The organism is Niveispirillum fermenti, assembly GCF_052474395.1.
The window spans coordinates 786962-807409 of the sequence record NZ_CP156678.1 but is presented as its reverse complement, the minus strand read 5'-3'; the positions used below and the strand labels follow the sequence as shown (position 1 = coordinate 807409).

The window sequence follows — 20448 nt, the reverse complement described above, 5'->3', positions numbered from 1 at the left end:
CGGACCTCGGCCGGCAGGCGGACCAGCTCAGGCGATGGTGCCGCCAGGAATGCCAGATCCCGGTGAGAGCAACTCGCTGGGAGCTGGTACGGTGGCAACTGCCCCCTGGCCCGCCGCATCGGCATCGCGGATCATCAATGGCTGCGCGCATACGGCGCCCTTGTTCATGGGGCCCGTCACAGGCCCCGGATTCGCCTGGGATCCGGTTCCGCCACCGCCATCCCCATGGCCCGTTTCACCTCATCGAATGACGCCCGCACCTTCCGGACATTGTCATCGATCCAATCCGGCGGGCGTATCTGGCGGCCGATGAAACCCAGCGCATCCAGAACGCGCGGAACCAGCGAGGGTCCGACATGGTCGGCGCCACGGACCAGCCGGTATTCGTGTCCAACACCGGCATCGAAAAGGATACGGTGCAGGAACTCCACCCCCTGATGCAGGTACAGCATGTCCTGATCGCCGACATCGAGATAGATGGGCAGATTGACCAGCCGTCCCGGATCATTGCTGGCAATGGTGGCGGGGTTGTTGGCGGCCCAGTAATCCAGATCGACCGGTGACCCGAATATCGGCTGGACCACCCTGTCCGGCCGCCAGAATTTGACGTTCGGCCCGACATCCGCCCAGGACAGAACGGGTTCGATCGCGGGCTCCAGCGCGGCCACGGCGGCGAAACTGTCGGGATGCTTGAAGGCCAGCCGCAGGCTTCCCAGCCCGCCCATCGAGATGCCGCCGATGAAACTGTGCCGCCGCTCGGCCGAAACGGACAGGCTGGCGCGCAGATGGGGCAGCAGTTCCGACATGATGAAGGTTTCCCAGCGCTCCGATCCGTCCCTGAAATCCATGTACAGGGATCGGCGGGCGCTTGGCGTGGCGATGACCAGCGGCGGGATCATGCCGGCATGGATGGCCGCGTCGATCGCCGGCGTGAAGGCAAGCAGATCCTTTTCACTGCCATTGCCGCCATGCAGGAACAGCATCAAGGGAAGGGCCTGGCCCTGGCCGTAACCGGGCGGCGTATAGAGTTGGACGGCGACATCACCCGGCACGTGCGCGGATTGCAGCGTGATGGTCCGGGCCGTTCCCGCGGCTTTCCCGGCACCTGGCTCCGCGACCTGGGCAAGGGCGGGCACGCCCGACATCGCAGCCATGGCGGCCGCAAATTTCCGTCGATTGATCACTGCGGGAAATCCTCCGTCGCGGGCCGGGTGGTTGGACCATACATTAATTAGATTGTGAATAAATGAAATGGCTGTCAAGCCTCCCCTCCCCTATACTCCCCCTTCGCAACCGTGCGGGTGACGGGGCCGGCCATGGCCCGGATCGCAGGGAAGACAGGAGAGGGGCGCCCTTCGATGTTCGATGCCAATGGGCTTTTGCAAAGACGTACATGGCGATATGTCGCCGCGCTGTTCCTCATGGCCGCGGCCCCGGCACAGGGGCCGGCCGCCGGGCATGAGGCGCCACCGGCGACCCGCAGCATCCTGGACGGGCCCGAACCGGCACGGTCCGGCACGCCCGCCTGGTTCGGCCTGCGGCCGCCGGGACCGGAAACCGACCCGGTGACGGGCGTGTTCGAGACGATCCGAACGGACCTGCCGGCCCGCCCTGCCCTGTTCGTGTCCGGCCCGATGAGCCCCCTTTTCAAGGGAGCGGCCCTTCATGCCGATATGGCCGCCATTGTCGGCTTTTCCCATGAAAGCCGGGCTGCCGGCGACTATCTGTGGGGGCGCGTCACGGGCCGACCGGCCTATGAGAAGACCGCGAACTGGGTCGCCGCGCAGTTACGCGCCGCCACCTATGCCGACACGCGGCTGGAGCCTTTCCATATCACCGATGTCAACCTGCCTGTCGCGGGGGAAGTCCGGTTGATCGGCAGTACGGAAATGGGGCCCGAAAGCCGTGATATCGTGCTGCAATCGGCCATGGTGCAGGGGGTCGGCCCCGTCAATGGGACGGTCACGGCGCCAATGGTCTATGCCGGCATGGGCATGGATGCCGATCTGGCCGGCCGCGATCTCCATGGGAAAATCGCGGTGATCCTGGCATTCCCGGCCCCCAGCCTTTACGCCCCCATCCCGGCCCGCCGCACGGAAGCGGCCATCAGGGCCGGTGCGGTCGGCGTGGTTGAAATCCTGGTCCAGGCCGGAAACCTGAAAAGCTTCGACCGCGACCGCCATGGCTGCGGGCGCGGTCTGTGTTTCACGGTGGGCGGAGAGGATGGTTTTTTTCTGCTGAACCTTCTGGGTGAAGCCGCCCGCGCGGGGCGGACCGTCAACGCCCGCCTGTCGGCCCGTTCGGAAACACTCAACACACAGGTGTCCAACGTCGTGGCGACATTGCCGGGCAAGACCGCCCGCACCGTCATCATCGACGCCCATATCGACGGCTGGTTCGGTGGCGCCGATGACAATGCGTCCGGCGTTGCGATCATGCTGGCCCTGGCCAGGCATTTCGCCCAGGCACCGCAACTGGACCGGACCCTGGTCTTCGTGGCCAGTGCCGGTCACCACAGCCCCGGCGCCAGCGGGCTTGCCGCGTTTCGTGCCCGGCATGATGCCGGCCATGTGGCGCAGGCGGACCTTATCCTGAATATCGAACATCCGGCCCAGACAGCGACGATGCGATCCTATGTCGATCAGCAGGATGATAATTTCGGGCGCAGGGTCATTGCCGCATCCGGCGATCTGCCCAAGCAGATCGCCATCAACAACGGCGCTCCCTACCTCATCGATCTTTGGCGGCAGGGGATAGAATGTTTCGGGCTGGATGCCCAAAGGATCATCGACAGGCCGCTTCCCGGAGAATTGAAGGCGTTCGCACAGCGCCCCGAAATTCCCCAGACGCAAATGATTGCATCCGGGGCCGTCTATCACACGACCGGCGATGATCTTTACGCTGTGCCGCCTGAAGGGTTGGAACGCGCGGCCCAATTCTACGCCCATTTCATCGCTGAGGTCGCAAATGCGCCCACCGAACTGCTGCGGGGCGGCACGTGGACGCCGGCGCGGCAATGTCCACCCACACCATAAGGTGACCTTATCCTTGTGAGGGCAATGGTATGCGATACTCTGTTGAGCGGAATGCCTGGTCGCCGGTGCCGTCAGGCCTGTGGATACAAGAACAATCAGGCGTGGGAAAGGAGCCGGCAGGCAAACCGGGGCTGGACGGGGAGGCCGTCGGGCAATTGCTGCAAGGTGCGGTGCTGAAGGGCGCGGACCCCCTGGTGCTTTTGCGGGAAGCGGGGATCGATCCGTCCGTTTACGGCAACCGGGAGGAAGGGATCGACGGCAGGGCACTGGTCCGGCTGATCCGCTCTATCCAGTTCAGGCTGGACGATGTCTATATGGGCTTCTTCGCGCAGCGTTGCCGGCTGGCGCTGGAGACCGAACGCCTGCTTTCCTTCCTGCATTGCACGACGCTGGGTGAAGCCTTGCGGGTCAGCATCCGGTTCACAGGTGCGATGTCCGCCGATGTCGGCCCCGACGTCAGGGAAGAACATGGGGCCGGTCTTAAACATATCTGCAACTATCAGACGGTTGCGGGTGTCGATCGTGACATATTCGTCTGGGTACGGTTCGTCTGGATATACCGGCTGTTCAGTTGGCTGATCGGGCGACCACTGGCGTTGCGGGGCCTTTGCGTGCGCGCCCCGCGCCCGTCGCAGGAAAACGGGTTTGACCGTTACGCGCTTTTCTGTTGCCCGGTGCAGTTCGACGCGGAGGTCGACGCCCTTTCCTATGAATGGAGTGATCTGACGGCCCGCCTGGTCCATAATACGATAAGTGCGTACAATGATTACTATGCCGCCGAGCCCGACTGGTTCGCCCTGCCCGACCGGGGGCAGAGCTGGCGGGAAAGGACGGAGCAGGTCCTGGTCGATTGCCAGCGGGCCGGCCACTGGTCCGTGCCGGTGGAGACGGTCGCCGCGCGGCTGCGGACACGGCCACGACGGCTGCGTCATGATCTGGCGCTTGAAGGCGAAAGCTTCCAGGACATGCGGACAAGGCTGCGCGGGGAACTGGCGGCCGCCTATCTTCTGGCCAGCGACACGCCCATCACACAGATCGGCTTCATCCTCGGCTTCAGTGAGCCTGGAAGCTTTTCCCGGCAATTCTGCGCCTGGGCGGGCATGTCGCCATCGGCATACCGGACGAAAAACATGCACGACGCGGCAAAGGTCAGTGCTGCGACGGTCCTGCTCAACCACCGCCGCCTGCCCTGAGAGATACCGGTTCCCGCGGATCGGAAGCCATCTGCGGCAGAAGTGACAGGGTGCGCCACCTGCCCTGTCACTTCTGTCAAATCATGGCGTCAGACCTGTCATTGTCTCCCGATCTGCGGATGCCAAGATCGCCCTCTGACTGGGGACGGCAGATCCCCGGCGCTTCAATCGATCAATGGGGATGGAATGACCATGAAGAGCTTGATGCCGGCCCGCCATATGCGAGCGTTGGGTCTGGGGGCCACCGCGCTGTTTGGCGGCTGTCTTGTGCCCGGCCCTGTCTGGGCCCAGACGCAAAGCAATAATGCGACTTCCGGTGCCGGGGCCCTGCGCGAGATCGTCCTGGAGGAAATCGTCGTCACGGCGGAAAAGCGCGCCGAAGGGCTGCAGAACATTCCCATCGCCATTACTGCCGTTTCCGGCACCACGCTGGAAAAGGCTGGCGTCAAGGAGGTCGGTGACCTGGTACAACTGGCGCCCAGCCTGCAATTCGGCACACGGTCCACCAACGTCTTCATTGCCATGCGCGGCATCGGCCAGGCGGGGCAGGATATTGGCAGCCAGTCAGGGGTGACCGTATCGCTCGACGGCGTGCCGCTGCTCAACCATTTCATGATGAACCCCGCCTTCCTGGACATTGAACGGGTCGAAGTGCTGCGCGGGCCGCAGGGCACCATCCAGGGCCGCAACGCCACGGGCGGCGCCATCAATATCTACAGCAAGGGACCGACCGATCAGACCGAGGGTGAAATCGGTCTTACCGCCGGCAATTATTCACGCCTGGGCATCAAGGGCTTTGTGAACGCGGCGCTGACCGATCAGGTCATGGCCCGCCTTTCCTTTCAGAACGACCGGTCCGATGGCTGGACGAAGAACCAGTTCCTCAACCGACGCAACGACGATGCCGACATGACCCAGTTGCGCGGCCAGGTGCTGATCCAGCCGTCGGACAGGTTCAGCGTGACTGCGCTGGTCGATTACATGCGTGATCGTGGCAATCCGTCGTTCAACGTGCTGCTGGGCCGCGCCGATCCGGCCCGCCCCACGCCGGCCGAGGTGCCCGGCTATGCCTTCCCGGTCAACAATCTCAAGGACCTGAAATTCTATTTCAACGAGCCCGGCGAACGCGACGTGGAAGATGTGCGCGCCACCCTGACCGCCCGTATGGAACTGGGGTCGAACAGCACGATCACCTCCACCACCGGCTATATCCGGCATGATATCGACTTGACCAATCTGGATGTGGACCTGACGCCTGTCGTCGGCTCCCGCTTCGATCTGATCGGTCTTTATGCCGAGCAGGCGACGCAGGAATTCACGGCCACCACCGATCTGGGCGACCGGGCCGATCTGGTGGCCGGCCTGTTCTACATGCATGGCGACGCCAGCGAGCCGCTTTATCTCAGTTCCGCGACGGTGAAGAACCTTCTCATCTACCTCCCCAATGAAAAGCTGAACTCCTACGCCTCCTATGTGCAGTTCCGGTACAATCTGACCGACGATCTCCGCGCGACCGCCGGCGGGCGCTACACGATCGACAAGAAGACCTACGAGATGGATGCGACATCGGGCGGGCAGCGCTATCTGCTGGCCGACAAGGATACCTGGAAGGCCTTCACGCCCCGCTTCGTGCTGGATTACACGCCCGAGGAAAACATGCTGATCTATACAAGCGTGTCGCGCGGGTTCAAATCCGGCGGTTTCAACACGCTGGGCGACGTGTCCCAGCCGGTCAACGTCTTCAATCCCGAATATGTCTGGAATTACGAGGTCGGAACCAAGGGCAAGTTCTTCGACAACCGGCTGCGTATGGGCCTGACCGCCTTCTATGCCGATTACACCAACCTGCAGCAGACCGTCTTCCGCACCAACGAAGAGACGGGCGTGCGCTTCCCCCGGGTGGAAAACGCTTCCGCCGCCAAGATCAAGGGCATCGAGCTGGAATTCGAGGCGGCACCGGCCAGGGGCGTGAAACTGTCCGGCGCGGCCACCCGCCTGGATACAGAATACGGGAAATTCTGCAACAACGACCCGCTTTACCCCAACGTGCCGACCGCCGCGTCCTGCGTCGGCGTTCTCAGCGACGGCAAGCCGCTGCCGCCGGGTGCCGTGAACCTGCAGGGCAATACCCTGACCCAGGCGCCGAAATGGCAGTTCAACCTTTCGGGCGAATATGCCTTCCCGGTTTCGGAAACCCTGGAGGTCACGGCGCGCGCCGATTACAAATGGCAGAGCAAGGTCTATTTCGACATCTATAACAACCCTTTGAATACGCAGGACAATTACGGCCTTCTCAACCTGTCGGTTGCTCTCGGCACGGTCGACAGGACCTGGTCGCTGACCGGGTGGGTCCGTAACGCGGCCGACAAGCGCTATATCAGCCAGGCGGTCACCCGCCCCGGCGCGAACGCCTATACCTCCGGGTCGGTCGGCACGCCGCGCATGTATGGCGCCACGCTCTATCACCGCTTCTGATCCGGCGGGAAACAGCACCCGCCGCCCATGGCCGGCATGGGCATGCGGCACGGGTGCTGTTCTTCCCTTCTCCATTGGGCCCTTCTCCATTGGGACTGTCCCCGGCGTGGGAGCGTTTGGGGCGCCCGCCCCCATCCATGCGGGGGGAAGTGATCCGCCGGCCAGGTGCCATTTTAAAAGTCACAAGGAAGTACGACATGGTCAATCGCGGGGCTGCCGCCTGCATTTCCCAGATCAGCCTGTATCAGGAATGGCTGCATCGCGAACGCGGGCTGGCATTTTGCGACTATGCGGCGATGTGGGAATGGTCGCGCACCGACCTGGCGGGGTTCTGGCAAAGTGTTTGGGACTATCACGACCTTCAGTCGCCGACGCCGCCGTCCGTGATCGTGGAAGGAGCGATGCCGGATGCCCGATGGTTCACGGGCACGCAGGTCAATTACGCCCGACAGGTGTTTCGCCATGCCGATATGGCGGATGTCGCCGGCCAGCCTGCCATCATCGCCGCTGATGAAAGCGGCCGGGTCACCGAACTGACCTGGAGTGCCTTGCGGTGCCAGGTCACGACATTCGCGCTGGAACTGCGGCGGCGGGGCATCGGGCGTGGCGATGTGGTTGCAGCCTATCTGCCGAATATCCCGGAAGCCGTGGTGTCGATGCTGGCCTGTGTCAGCATTGGCGCGATATGGACCCTGTGTTCCCCCGATATGGGCACGCCGGCCGTGCTGGCCCGGTTCCAGCAGACGGCACCCAGGGTCCTGATCGCCGCGGACGGGGTCTGCTATGGCGGCAAGCCGGCGGATCGCGCCGCCACCGTCACGACCATCCGTCAAGGCCTGCCCAGTGTGACCGACCTGTTCGTGATCCGCACGGGCAACGGCGCATTCCCCATCGCAGGCGCCACGGATTTTCAGGACATCCAGCCCGTGGACGCCCGGACGGCGGCGATGTTCGAGCCGGAGTGGCTTCCGTTCGACCATCCGCTATGGATTCTCTACTCCAGTGGGACCACGGGTCTGCCCAAGGCCATCGTCCATGGGCACGGGGGCGTCGTCATCGCCGCCTGTGCCGGGAACATGCATCTGGACATCGGGGCCAGCTATTCCCCCAACAATTTCGGCGAACGGTTCCATTGGTACAGCGCCACCGGATGGGTGATGTGGAACATCCAGGTCGGCGGTCTTTTGTCCGGCACCACCATCTGCATTTACGACGGTTCCCCCAAGGGGGGCACCGGCACGGTGGAATGGACACCGCTATGGCGTTTCGCCGCGCGCCATCAGGTGACCTGGTTCGGGGCGGGTGCCGCCTTCTATGCCAGTTGCCGCAAGGCCGGCCTGGCGCTGCGGGACATTGACGGCTTAAGCCGCATCCGCGCGCTGGGCAGCACCGGATCAGCCCTGACCATCGATGATCAGGAATGGGGCACGCGCCAGTTCGCCACCCTGGGCACATCCGATATATGGTGGTGCAACATATCCGGCGGCACCGACATCGCCGCGGCCTTCCTGTCCGGGAACCGGGAGATGCCGGCCACGCCGGGGCGGCTGCAGTGCCGGCACCTTGGCGCGTCGGTCGAAGCCTGGGATGAAGATGGCCGGGCCGTCCGGGAGCAGGTCGGGGAACTGGTCTGTACGCGGCCCTTCCCCAGCATGCCCCTGTTCTTCTGGGGCGATGCGGGCCATGCCCGCTATCGATCCACCTATTTCGAAAGCTGGGCAGGCGTCTGGCGCCATGGCGACTGGCTGAGCGTAGAGGCCGATGGCAGTTGCATCATTGCCGGGCGCAGCGATGCGACGATCAACCGGCACGGCCTGCGCATGGGCACGGCGGACATCTATGCCGCTGTCGAGCGGCTGCCGGCCATCGCGGACAGCCTGGTCATCGATGTGGAGGATGGGAGCGGGGACAGCAAACTTCTGATGTTCGTCGTTCCCGGCGAAGGCGCTGCATGGGGGCCGGAACTGGAAGGGGCCATCGCCAGGGCCATCCGCGAGACGCTGTCGCCACGCTTCATCCCGGACCAGTTCATCCAGGCCCCCGCCATCCCCCGCACCCTGTCCGGCAAGAAACAGGAATTGCCGGTCAAGCGGCTGTTCCAGGGGTGGGACGTGGCGAAAGTCATCGATCCCAGCCTGACCGACAATGCCGCAATCATCCCTTGGTACGTCGCGCAGGCCGATGCCTGGCGGGCGGAAACCGGCATGGCAGCAGCAAAGGCACCTGCCAGGGGCGAATGATCTGCCGGCCAACAAAAATACGCTGATCGGAGGAAGATATGACGGGTTCGGCATCGGGCAAGGACGGCTCTTCCATCTTCAAGGTCGCGGTGACGGCCGGGGCCGGTGCGACAATCGAATGGTATGATTTCTTCGTCTATGGGACAGCAGCGGCCCTGGTTTTCCCGAAAATCTTCTTCCCGGCGGACCTGCCGCCGCTGGTTGCCCAGTTAGCGGCGTTCAGCACCTTCGCCGTAGGCTTCATCGCCCGGCCGTTCGGCGGAATCGTGTTCGGTCATTTCGGTGATCTGTTCGGCCGCAAGAAGGCGCTGCTGGTGGCGCTGCTGACCATGGGCCTTGCCACCACGGCCATCGGCCTCCTGCCAACCTACGCGACCGCCGGCATATTCAGTCCGCTGCTGCTGATCCTTCTGCGCCTGATCCAGGGCGTGGCGATTGGCGGGCAATGGGGGGGTGCGGCCCTGATGGCCATCGAAAGCGCGCCCAAAGGCAAGAGCGGCTATTATGGCAGTTTCGTTCAGATGGGCGTGCCGCTGGGTGTGGTGCTTTCCAATATCGTCTTCTTCATCATGATCACCACCCTGTCCCCGGATGCGTTCCAGGCCTGGGGATGGCGGGTGCCCTTCATCCTGAGTTTCGCCCTGGTCTTCATCGGCATCTATATCCAGACGCGGCTGGAGGAGTCGGTGGAATTCGAACAGGCGGCCCGGTCGCAGGAGGACACCCCGAAGGAACACCGGAAATCGCCGATCCTTCAGGTTCTGACCCGGCATCCGCTGAAAATCCTGCTGGCCGGCGGTGCCTTCATCGCGTCGAACACCTGTTTCTATGCGGCCATAACCTATGCCGTTTCCTATGGCGACACGGTCCTGAACCTGTCCCGAAGCGCCATGCTGGCCTGTGTGGTGGCGGCCAGTGTGGTGATGGTGCCCAGCCTGCTGCTCTTCGGATCCCTGTCGGACCGGTGGGGCCGGTCGAAACTGTTCATGATCGGGCTGGCCTTGACGGGGCTGTGGTCCTTCGCCTTCTTCCCGCTGCTGGAAACGCTTTCCTATCCGGCGATCCTGGCCGCGCTGACGGTGGAACTGGTCTTCATCAGCATCATGTACGGCCCGCAGGCCGCCCTGTTCGCAGAGCTTTTCCCCGTGGCCGTGCGCTATTCCGGTGCGTCGCTTGGATATCAGTTGGGGGCGGTCATCGGTGGCGGCTTTGCGCCGATCATCGCAACGGCCCTGTTCGCCGAATATGCCTCCTCGCTGCCCATTTCGATCTTCCTGTTCGGTGTATGCTTCCTGTCGCTGGTCTGCACCTGGCTGCTGACCCGGCATGTCAATGCGTCCTTGGTTGGGAAAGGTTCGTGATCATGGAATTCATCGCCTCTCTCCCCCGCCGGGTGCTGGCGCCGGTTGCGGCCGTCATGGCCGCCGTCACGCTCGGCCTGCCCTCCCCCGCCATGGCGCAGTCTGCCGCCAATGCCCCGTCGGCCGATGCGGCGCGTTGCGAGGCGCTGGTCCGGCTGCGCCGGCAGGATACGACGATCACCAGCGCCACAATGGTGGCCCAAGGGGCCGCGGCGGCCGATATTCCCGGCGCTTCCGACCTTCCCGCCTTCTGCCGGGTCGTCGCCCATGTCCGGTCGGCGCCGGGGTCCGACATCGGTATCGAGCTGTGGCTGCCGGTCGAATGGAACGGCGTCTTTCACGGTAACGGCAATGGCGGGTTCGCCGGATTGCTGCAAAGCGGCTATGGCGGCATGGTCCGCGGGCTGCGGCATGGCCATGCGGTCGCCACGACCGACACGGGCACCGCCCCCGCCACGCCGCTGGACGGTGACCCGTTGATCGGGCAGCCGCGCAAATGGCGGGATTGGGGCCGGCTTTCCACCCATGTGATGACGGTGACCGGCAAGGGCATTGCCGCCGCCTTCTATGGGCGGGGGGCGGAGCGGTCCTATTATACCGGCTGTTCGACCGGGGGGCAGCAAGGCCTGATCGAGGCCCTTTATTATCCCGACGACTATGACGGCATTCTGGTCGGCGCCCCCGTCATCAACCGGACATGGGGGCATGCGGCGGTCCTGTGGAACTATGCCGCCGCCCATCGCACGCCGGACAGCCTGCTGTCGGAGACCAAGCTGCGGCTTCTGAACAGGGCCGCCATCGCGCGCTGCAATGCGCGCGGGCACGGGCAGGAGGGGGATGATTTCATCACCGATCCCCTGTCCTGCCGCTTCGACCCTGCGGAACTGAGTTGCCAGGGCGCGGACAGCGACCAATGCCTGACCCCGGCAGAGGTCGCCACCGCGCACGCCTTCTATAATGGCCCGACCATGGGGGACGGCCGCCCCGCCTTCTTCGGCTGGCTGCCGGGCAGCGAGGCGCCCGGCCGGTACGGCTGGTCCTTCCTGCAAAGCGCGCTGAACGGGCAGCCGCCCTTCAGCAGCCTGTTCAAATGGGTGTTCGGCGCTGACTGGGATTGGCGCGGCTTCGACCTGGACCGTGACATGCCCATGGTTGATGCCGCCCTCGGCGACATCGTCAATGACGCGACACGGGGCAGCCTGCAGGCCTTCAAGGCACGCGGCGGCAAGCTGATCATCTATCACGGCCTGGATGACACGCTGGTGCCCCCGGCCCAGTCGGTGGCGTTCTACGAGCGGCAGATGGCCGAACTGGGCGGGCGGGAACAGACGGAGGCGGTGGCGCGCCTGTTCATGGCGCCGGGCCTGATGCATTGCGCCGGCGGCACCGGCCCCGACGCCTTCAATTCGGCTGCCGCCGGTACACCGCTTCCCCCCGTTTCAGACCCGGCCCATGATCTGTTCGCCGCCCTGATCGCCTGGACAAAGGGGGGGCCCGCCCCCGAACAGGTGATCGCCACGAAATACAGCACGCGCGAGGCCACGACCATCGCCTTCCAGCGCACGCTGTGCGCCTACCCGCAACAGGCACGGCATGACACAGAGGGGCCAACCACCTCCGTCGATCGTTTCGCCTGCTCTGCCCCGTAAGAAAGCTGGGAGGCAATCGCTGAAATGCGAATGCGTCTATCCCCATGCCTTCGAGACCGGCAGCGAGGCCAGGGCCGGGATCGGACGCTGGAGCGATTACTGCAATATCCAACGCCTTCATTCCGCGTGAACTGAACAGGGCCAAGCTTGGCGCCGAGCAAAAACGGTCCGATCACAAAGGGCCAGCTCTTTCAAGCCTTGACCCTGCCGGTCACGCCTCCACCCAGCGGCGCAGCAGGTTGTGATAGGTGTTGGTCAGTGACAGCAGGCCCGGATGATCGGGCATGTCCTTGTTCAGCGCCAGGATCGCCATGTCCATGTCGAACAGGATGCGACGGTCGCCGTCGTCGCGCACCATGCTTTGCACCCAGAAGAAGGAGCAGGTGCGCGCACCGGCGGTCACGGGCCGCACGTGATGCAGGCTGGAACTGGGATAAAGCACCATGTGCCCGGCCGTCAGCTTCACGGTGTGATGGCCGTAAAGGTCCTCCACCACCAGTTCCCCGCCTTCATATTCGTCCGGATCGCACAGGAACAGGGTACAGGACAGGTCGGTCCGGATGCGCGGGCCCGAGGGAGGCTGGCGCACGGCATTGTCGACATGGGCCCCGAAATGCTGCCCGCCGGCATAGCGGTTGAACATGGGCGGGTAGAGCCGGGCCGGCAGGGCCGCGGACATGAACAGCAGGTTCTGCGCCAGCGCGTCCAGGATCACCTGCCCCACCGCGCGCGCGGTGGGATGGGTTTCCGGCAACTGGCTGTTCTGTTTCACCCTGGCGGACTGGAAACCGGTCGTCACCCTGCCATCCACCCATTGCGCCGTGTCCAGCATCTGCCGGCATTGCCGGACCTGTTCGGGGGTCAGCACATCGGGGATCGGCAGCATCATGGTGCGACATTCCTGGAACGGCGGGCCTGGAAGGGCGGGCCTGGAAGGGCGGGATCGCCGATCTATAGCATGGGGCCGCCCGCCCGCACCCATGGCAGCGCGGGCGGGCGGCTGGATCAAGGGTAACCGGTCACGATGACCGGCACAGGGGAGAAGGGGGGCGGCCGTCCGGGTGGCCGCCCCCCGCCTTCCGACACGGAAGGGGTGGTGGATCAGAAGGTATAGTTGACTGTCAGCGTGGCCGAGCGCGCATCGCCCGGCGTGGCCCAGCCATTGTTGCGGATGCGGGTGAAATAATGCTTGTCGAACAGGTTGTTGACGTTGACCTGGATCTGCGTCTCCTCGTTCAGCCAATAGGAGGCCGAGGCGCGGTGGACCCAGAAATCAGGCGTGCGGTACAGCACGGCCCCGCTATTGTTCAGGTACATGCGCCCGTAATAGGTGACGCCATAGCCAAGCTGGACGCCGGCCGGCAGGTCATAGGTGGTCCACAGGCTGCCGGAATGCTTCATGATGCTGGTCAGCGGATTGCCCCTGGTCGGGTCGGCCAGACCCTCATCGGCGCCGCGCAGCACCTCGCTGTCCAGATAGGTATAGTTGGCGAAGACGCGCCATTCCTGCGTCACCGTGCCGGCGATGCCCAGGGAAGCGCCGTCAACCCGGCTCTTGCCCCGAAGCTGATATTCCGGCACCAGCGGATCGGCCGACGGCACCTTGTAATTGCTGCGCTCGTTGCGGAAAATGGCTGCCGTCAGGGAAAGCTGGTTGTCCAGCAGGTCCCATTTCGTGCCGATCTCGTAATTCCGCGCGGTTTCCGGATCGACATTGCAGTTGTTGACGAACGTGGCGCCAGAACCGGCCGTGCAGGAACCGTTGACGGCCGATTTGGACGGGGTCTTGGAATTGCCATAGGCGATGTAGAAGCTGCCATTCGCGGCCGGCTTGTAAACCAGGCCGGCGCGGTAGGAGAACAGGCTGTCCGTGTTGCGGTACAATTCACCCTGAGAGGAGAAGACCCCGCCCGTATAGGTGCCGGCCGTGTAATCGCCCTTGTTGTGTTCCCAGCGCAGGCCGCCATTGATCTCGAACTGGTCGTTCAGCTTGATCTGGTCGAACAGATAGACAGCCTGGTTTTCCAGCGTGCCATCCTGTGTCTGCGTCTGCACATAGTTCAGCGGGCCGGTATAGACATGGTCGGGGTTGGCGATGTCCATGGCCGGCAGGGTGGGGTTCGGCGTGGCGCCGCCCGGATTGCGCTGCCAGTTGCCGGTATCCAGGTGGAATTTCTCCGAAAAGACGGCCATGCCCAGGGTCAGGTTGTGGCGGATGCCGCCCGTGTCGGCCGTCAGCTTCAGGTCGGTCTGGTTGAACAGCATGCTGTTGCGCGTGTCGCGCGTGTTGCCGCGCGGGCCGCTGGGGGCATAGGTGCCGGCCGCCGCACAGGCGGCACCCGTGGAGGCGTTGGTGCCGTCATACAGGCACCAGGTGCCCTGCGGCGGGTTCACCACAGCATATTGCGTCACGCGCTGCCAGCGCGTCAAATTCTGCACCGACAGGCGGTCGGTGAAGCGATGTTCCAGCTTGGCCGTGACGATGTCGGCCTGGCTGTCCTGCCGGTCCAGGTTGGAATAGCCGTAGTAATTGTCCCATTCCACGCCCGGCAGCATGCCGTTGTGATAGGCGTTCTGGAAATAGGGCAGGCCGTATTGCGGAACATTGTCATCTTCCTGGTGGAAGTAGGACAAGGTGAACTGCGTGTCGGTGTTCAACCCGAATACCACCGACGGCGCCACACCCCAGCGCTTATACTCTTCCACATCCCGGCCGGGCACGTCGTTACGGTGCCACATGGCGTTCAGGCGCACGGCAGTGCCGTCATCGATCTTCTGGTTGGTGTCGATCGTGGCGCGGTAATAGGCGTCGGTGCCGATCCCGGCACTGGCAGTGGTGAAGCTGTCATCCTTCGCCGCCTTGCTGACCAGATTGATGCTGCCGCCCACGGCGCCGGAACCGGCATAGACCGAATTGGCCCCGTTCGTCACCTCAAGCTGTTCCAGGTTGAACGGGTCGGAGCGCACATATTGCGCGCTGTCGCGCACCCCGTCGATGGCAATGTCGGAATTGGCCGTATAGCCGCGCAGATTGATGCTGTCGCCATAGCCGCCGCCACCTTCGCCCGCCCCAAACGTGATGCCCGGCACTGTCGACAGGATGTCGCGCAGGTTCAGCAGGTTCTGTTCCTTGATCACGGCGGCCGGCACGACGGTGATGGTCTGCGGCGTGTCACGCAGCGGGGCCGTGTATTTGGGGGAGGCCGCCTGTTCGGGCTTGTTGCTGGGGGCGATGGCCTCGCCTTCCACCCCCAGGGTGGGCAGCATCACCGCCCCTTCCGCTTCCCCGGCTGCCTGCTGGGCCATGGCCGGTGCGGCCCCTGCCGCGATCCCCACCGAAAGGGCGGCCATCAGCGCCATACGGCCGCGCGCCACCTGTGACATGTGTCTGTCGTCCATCTCGAGTCCCCTTCAAAGTCGAGCATGCGGACGCGATTCACTATTATTCTCGGACGGTTCGAGCCATCCGTATGATCGTCGCCCGGTTCCAACACCTGCCGGCGCGGACTATATTGATAACCATTTGCATTCGCAATCATCCGGACACCTCTTCCCCCGCGATAGGGGCTGCCCCTCCATGACGGTGATGCATGGCTCCACGGGCGGGATGCCCCATTTTTTGGCTTCCGATTTCGCGGCGCCCACCTATACACAGCCCCAGTATATATCTCCAAGGTACAGGGCATTGACCAGAATCCCCGATGAGACCGCCGGGCTGCTGCCCCAGGAACCGTTCCCCATCAGCCGGCGTCAACAGGCGCTGACAGCCCGGTTCCTGTTGCCGTCGCAGCAGATAATCTACGATTATCTGCTGAATTTGCGGCTGGAGGCCGACAAGGTCCTGTCCGTCCGGTATCCGGTGATCAATGGCAAGGCCTATCCACTGGGCCGCTGCAAGGAGATTTCCGACACGGTGCGCGCGGAACTGGCCCGGCGTATCCAGCGGCCGGTCCACCCGGCCGAACGCGCTATCCATGGTTTCCTGCGGGCCGGCGGCATCATCCGCCCCGTCTGGGGCATCCTGAGGCGGCAATTCTTCCAGAACGCCACCCAGTTCGGCAGCCTTTACATCGATGTTTCCAATGACACGGTGACGGTGACAAAGCCGAAGGTCGAGATTCTGCCCATGGCAGACAGCGAGTTGGAACCCGTGCGCAACCTGGCGGATTATGCGCTGGTGGCCGGGCGGTACTGGAAGGCGGACATGTATGCCAATGTGCTGGTTCCGGCCCTGGCCCCCGTCATGCCCCTGATCGGTGTCTGGCCCGGCCGGGCCGTGGAACTGCAATCGGCCACCGATTATGTGATCGGCATGATGATGCGTGACCGGTTCCAGATGGCGGAGGACTGGCTACGGCAGGCGCCCCCGCCCCCCGGGCCGGCGGCGCAGGCCTTCCTGGACAATCTGCCGGCCGCATTCCGCCTGCCCCCCGGCACCGACCTGCGGGAAGCCGGCATCGCGGCCTGCCGCACGGCCCGGCGGGAACAACGTTTCAAGGATGTGGCCTGGCGCGATGCGCGGGTGATGGATTACCAGGCGATCTTCCAGGCGCAACAGAAGGCGGGCCAGGTGCTGCCCGCCTGACCCGGGGCGACCGCCGTGGCGCGGCCTGTTCCCATCCCTTGCCCGTTCCCGGCGGGTATGATTTCCACTGTTTTGCGGTGATCAGAACCTATTGGTTCCGATCACCGCCCTCATCGCCGGCGCCAACATCCGTTGGCTTGGCTGCGCCGCACGAGCGGCACTTCATGCGAAAAGGCCGGCATCGATATCGGTCCGCCCTTCGACCATCCCGACCAGGAGTTCGGCCGCCAGGCTGCTGAACGTTATGCCATTCCCGCCAAAGGCCAGAATGGCCAGGATTGTGGGCTTGCCCCCCACCTGCCGGATGGTGGGCAGACCGGTGGGTGTTGATCCGAAATTCCCGCACCATGCATAATCGGCCCTGACATCGAGCGCCGGGAACAGCTTCCCCAGTTTCTCTTCCAGCCTGGCCGTCTTGGCGGGCAGCAGCGCGTCGCGCGTGGCTTCGTCCTGGAAATCCTCGTCCTCGCCTCCGCAGATCACCCTTCCATCCGGCAGGGCCCGCACATAGAGATAGGGATCAGAAGCTTCCCAGATCAGGCACCGGTCCGGCCAGAGCCTGCGTGGCTGCGGCCGTGTGGCGATGGCCCAGGTCGATCCGATCCTGTGCCTGGTCCGACGCGCACCCTTGGGCAATTCATAACCCGTGGCATAGATCGCCGTCCCGGCATGGATTTTCGGCCCCGCTTCGGTGGTGACCACCACCCGTCCACCCCGGCTTTCAATGCCGCTGACGGTAACGGGGGAGAAAATCTCCGCCCCGTGCCGTTGCGCGTCCAGCAGGAAACCCGCCGCCAGTCGCAGCGGGTGCGCCGTGAGATTGCCGAAGGACAGCAGCGCCGCTGTCCGGTCGATCCCGTATCGCGACCGCAACTCGGCGCGATCCAGATAGTCGGTGTGCAGGCCGGCACCGGTGCGCAATGCCGCCTCCTCCCGCAACTGGCCGGCATTGAGCAGCGTGCCGGCCAGATAGAGCGAGGGGCGGCGTTCAAGGTCGCAATCGATCTTCAGCGCGTCGACCTTGTCCGCCAGCGTGTCCAGGGCGAGCCTGGTTCTCTGCCAGGCGCGTACCGCCCTCTCCAGCCTGACCTTGGCTTTGAGCTTCAGGATCGGCAGGTCGATCTCATACTGCAACAACGCCGTGGTGGCCGCCGTCGAGCCCGATAATGGCGGGCGGCGATCGAGCAAGACCACCTTATGCCCGCGCGACGCCAGAGCCTGGGCCGTGATGGCAGCGCTGATCCCGGCACCGACCAGAACGATGTCGGTGGTCACATCATCCGCCAGGGCCTTCGATGTGACCGCCGGGACCTTGGTGTCCATCCAGACAGACCGCCCTGTCCGCAGATCCTTGGGGTCTGTCAGCATAGCAGTCCGTTGTCAGGCCAGGGTGCGGATGTCGGGTTCACGCGCCCAGTACCGGGTCTTGGCCGCCTCCACGAAGCCGGCCCCGACAGGCTTCACCCCCTCATCCGGCATGATGCCGGCCTTTTCAAGCAGCGGCTTCGCCTCCGCATTGAAGCCGATGGCCTTCAGATGGCCAAAGGCATCCATCAGCCATTGGATGGCCGCCCCCTCATTCAGGAAGGCCTTGGCGCCCTCTTTCGACACGATCACGGCAACGGCGTCGAAGATCGGCGACGGGGCCCCGAACAGCAGATGGTCGGCCTTGTGGACCTTACCGTCGGAAAGCTTCGTCCCGCCGACCTTGGGCGCCACGATGACCGGCTTTGCTCCGGCGCTTTTGACCGCCTTGACCAGTGTGGCCAGTTCGTCCGCGTCACTGCCATCATGGATCAGGATGCCGATGGCGCGTCCCTCCAGCGTCGCTTTCATCTGCGCATGGATCGACAAGGCCGGCGACGGCTCGATCTCGACCGGTGGCCGTGCCGGCTTCGCGGCCGGCGGCAAGGCTGCGCCCAGGCCTGCGGCGACCCGCCTGGCCAGATCCTCGTCGACATTGCGCAGATTGGCCAGCATCCGGCCGGGCACCTTCTCCAGCCCGACCTTGGACAGTTCGAAGACGAAAGACGAGGCGATATGCGCCTGTTCCTCGGGCGTCTGGGATTTCCAGAACAGCCGCGCCTGGCTGTAATGGTCGGCGAACAGTTCCGCACGTATCCGCAGCTTGTCTCCCTGCCCGTTTGCCAGTGTTTCAGGGACGGTGGTGAAGCCCTGGGCCGGGCATTCGCGCGGCCCCGCCTCCTCGCCATGCTGGGCAAGACTGTTGGGCTCGTAATTGGCACGCCCCCGCGGCACATGCATCTGCATATGGCCGTCGCGCTGGAAATTGTGGAAGGGGCATTTGGGGGCATTGATCGGCAATTGATGGAAATTGGCCGTGCCCAGCCGCGATTTCTGCGTGTCGAGATAAGAGAACAGGCGACCTTGCAGCAGCGGATCCTCGCTGAAATCGATACCCGGTGGCACGTTGGCAGGGCAGAAGGCCACCTGCTCCGTCTCCGCGAAGAAATTGTCGGGATTGCGGTCCAGCACCATGCGCCCGACCTTGCGGATGGGCAGCACCTCCTCCGGGATCAGCTTGGTGGCATCCAGCACGTCATAGGGAAGGGCCTCGGCGAAGGCCTGATCGAAGACCTGGATGCCCAGTTCCCATTCCGGGAAATCACCGGCGGCGATGGCCTCGTACAGGTCGCGGCGGTGATAGTCATTGTCCGCCGACTGCAGCTTCACCGCCTCGTCCCAAACGGTCGATTGCATGCCCAGCCTGGGCTTCCAGTGGAATTTGACGAAGCTGGTCTTGCCCTTGGCATTGACCATCTTGAACGTATGGACCCCGAACCCCTCCATCATGCGCAGCGAGCGCGGAATGGTCCGGTCGGACATGGCCCACATCAGCATGTGGGTGGTCTCCGGCATCAGCGACGCGAAGTCCCAGAACGTGTCATGGGCGGAACCGGCCTGGGGATAGGCCTTGTCGGCCTCCATCTTCACGGCGTGGACCAGATCGGGGAACTTCATGGCATCCTGGATAAAAAAAACGGGGATGTTGTTGCCAACCAGATCCCAGTTTCCCTCCTGGGTGTAGAATTTCACCGCGAAGCCGCGCACGTCACGCGGCGTATCCACCGATCCCGCACCGCCAGCGACGGTGGAGAAGCGGGTGAAGACGGGGGTCTTCTCCCCTGCCCGCTGGAAGATGTCGGCCTTGGTGATATCCGCCAGGGATTCGTACAGTTCGAAATAGCCATGGGCACCGGAACCACGGGCATGAACGATACGCTCGGGAATGCGTTCATGGTCGAAATGGAAGATTTTCTCCCGCAGGATGAAATCCTCCAGCAGTGTCGGCCCCCGCTCTCCCGCCTTCAGGCTGTTCTGGTTGTCGGCAACCGGAATGCCTTGATTGGTGGTCAGGCGCGCATCTGCATCCATGTTCTGTTTCGGCAGGGACTGATGGGTCTCCCCGCCGGCACCCTTGTTGGTTGCGATGCGTGTCGTATCATCCATGACAGCACTCCTCCTGATATCCGTGCCGCATTAACGGTGGGACTGCGGCAAGGGTTCCAGTGGACTTGTCCTGGGACGGGCCTGCCGGCTCACCATACCGGGCCCCGCGGGCCATGGACGTGCCTTGTCGGCGGGCACGTTCAAACCTGATCCGGCAGATCCCGGATCAGCTGGTCCAGGGCGACCTCCAGCGCCATCATGCCCGGCGCCTCGCCCGGTACGCGCATGGCATTGCCTTCCGGCAGGTTCAGCGTGGCCAGACGGGGCCGCGGTCATGCGGCTGGACCGGCATAAAGCAGGAAGCAGGCTTGTCTCGTTCACCGCCGTTTCTGGCGTGCCACCGGGCAGATCCCCGCCGCATCCGGTCGTTCCTCGACCGCTTCACGAACGGCTTCACATATTGCGCCGAAGCACCGGTTGTTCCAGATCATCGACCCCA

At 64.1% G+C, this 20448-nt stretch carries 12 protein-coding genes and 2 pseudogenes; 8 read left to right on the top strand and 6 right to left on the bottom strand.

All coding sequences use genetic code 11. From position 1 onward, the window contains the following. Positions 1-176 precede the first annotated feature (176 nt). The gene (locus tag ABC728_RS03025) at positions 177-1154 is read right to left on the bottom strand and encodes an alpha/beta hydrolase (RefSeq protein ID WP_445376260.1); all 978 of its coding nucleotides are present in this window, start codon (positions 1152-1154) and stop codon (positions 177-179) included. Between the two features lie 204 nt (positions 1155-1358). On the opposite strand from ABC728_RS03025, the gene ABC728_RS03020 reads away from it, so the two are divergent. The 7 genes and pseudogenes from ABC728_RS03020 to ABC728_RS02990 all read left to right on the top strand — a co-directional run. After that, entirely contained in the window at positions 1359-3035 is a 1677-nt protein-coding gene (locus ABC728_RS03020; RefSeq protein WP_445376259.1) for a M28 family peptidase, read from the top strand. A 101-nt stretch (positions 3036-3136) separates the two neighbouring features. Continuing rightward, the gene (locus ABC728_RS03015; RefSeq protein WP_416619705.1) at positions 3137-4228 is read left to right on the top strand and encodes an AraC family transcriptional regulator; all 1092 of its coding nucleotides are present in this window, start codon (positions 3137-3139) and stop codon (positions 4226-4228) included. A gap of 192 nt (positions 4229-4420) precedes the next feature. After that, on the top strand, positions 4421-6703 hold the full coding sequence (locus ABC728_RS03010; protein WP_416619706.1) for a TonB-dependent receptor: 2283 nt from the start codon (positions 4421-4423) through the stop codon (positions 6701-6703). 197 nt (positions 6704-6900) lie between these two features. Beyond that, positions 6901-8943, top strand: coding sequence for an acetoacetate--CoA ligase (locus ABC728_RS03005; RefSeq protein ID WP_416619707.1), 2043 nt, complete (start codon positions 6901-6903; stop codon positions 8941-8943). A 38-nt stretch (positions 8944-8981) separates the two neighbouring features. After that, complete coding sequence (locus ABC728_RS03000) at positions 8982-10304, top strand: MFS transporter (RefSeq protein WP_416619708.1); 1323 nt, start codon at positions 8982-8984, stop codon at positions 10302-10304. Positions 10305-10306: 2 nt separating this feature from the next. Then, positions 10307-11953, top strand: coding sequence for a tannase/feruloyl esterase family alpha/beta hydrolase (locus tag ABC728_RS02995; RefSeq protein WP_416619747.1), 1647 nt, complete (start codon positions 10307-10309; stop codon positions 11951-11953). A 13-nt stretch (positions 11954-11966) separates the two neighbouring features. Beyond that, a pseudogene (locus ABC728_RS02990) lies at positions 11967-12080 on the top strand (IS3 family transposase); the annotation flags it as partial. Positions 12081-12164: 84 nt separating this feature from the next. On the opposite strand, the gene ABC728_RS02985 reads toward ABC728_RS02990, so the two are convergent. Continuing rightward, the gene (locus ABC728_RS02985; protein WP_416619709.1) at positions 12165-12842 is read right to left on the bottom strand and encodes a Fe2+-dependent dioxygenase; all 678 of its coding nucleotides are present in this window, start codon (positions 12840-12842) and stop codon (positions 12165-12167) included. Between the two features lie 212 nt (positions 12843-13054). Then, on the bottom strand, positions 13055-15313 hold the full coding sequence (locus ABC728_RS02980) for a TonB-dependent receptor (RefSeq protein WP_445376325.1): 2259 nt from the start codon (positions 15311-15313) through the stop codon (positions 13055-13057). A 325-nt stretch (positions 15314-15638) separates the two neighbouring features. On the opposite strand from ABC728_RS02980, the gene ABC728_RS02975 reads away from it, so the two are divergent. Then, a complete protein-coding gene (locus tag ABC728_RS02975; RefSeq protein ID WP_416619711.1) occupies positions 15639-16538 on the top strand; it encodes a hypothetical protein in 900 nt (299 codons plus the stop codon). A gap of 162 nt (positions 16539-16700) precedes the next feature. Here ABC728_RS02975 and ABC728_RS02970 read toward each other — a convergent pair whose 3' ends face one another. From ABC728_RS02970 to ABC728_RS02960, 3 genes and pseudogenes are all read right to left on the bottom strand, one after another. After that, complete coding sequence (locus tag ABC728_RS02970) at positions 16701-17861, bottom strand: NAD(P)/FAD-dependent oxidoreductase (protein WP_416619712.1); 1161 nt, start codon at positions 17859-17861, stop codon at positions 16701-16703. A gap of 57 nt (positions 17862-17918) precedes the next feature. Continuing rightward, on the bottom strand, positions 17919-20009 hold the full coding sequence (locus ABC728_RS02965) for a catalase (RefSeq protein WP_416619713.1): 2091 nt from the start codon (positions 20007-20009) through the stop codon (positions 17919-17921). 167 nt (positions 20010-20176) lie between these two features. Next, positions 20177-20363 (bottom strand): annotated as a pseudogene (locus tag ABC728_RS02960) (hypothetical protein); the annotation flags it as partial. Positions 20364-20448 lie beyond the last annotated feature (85 nt).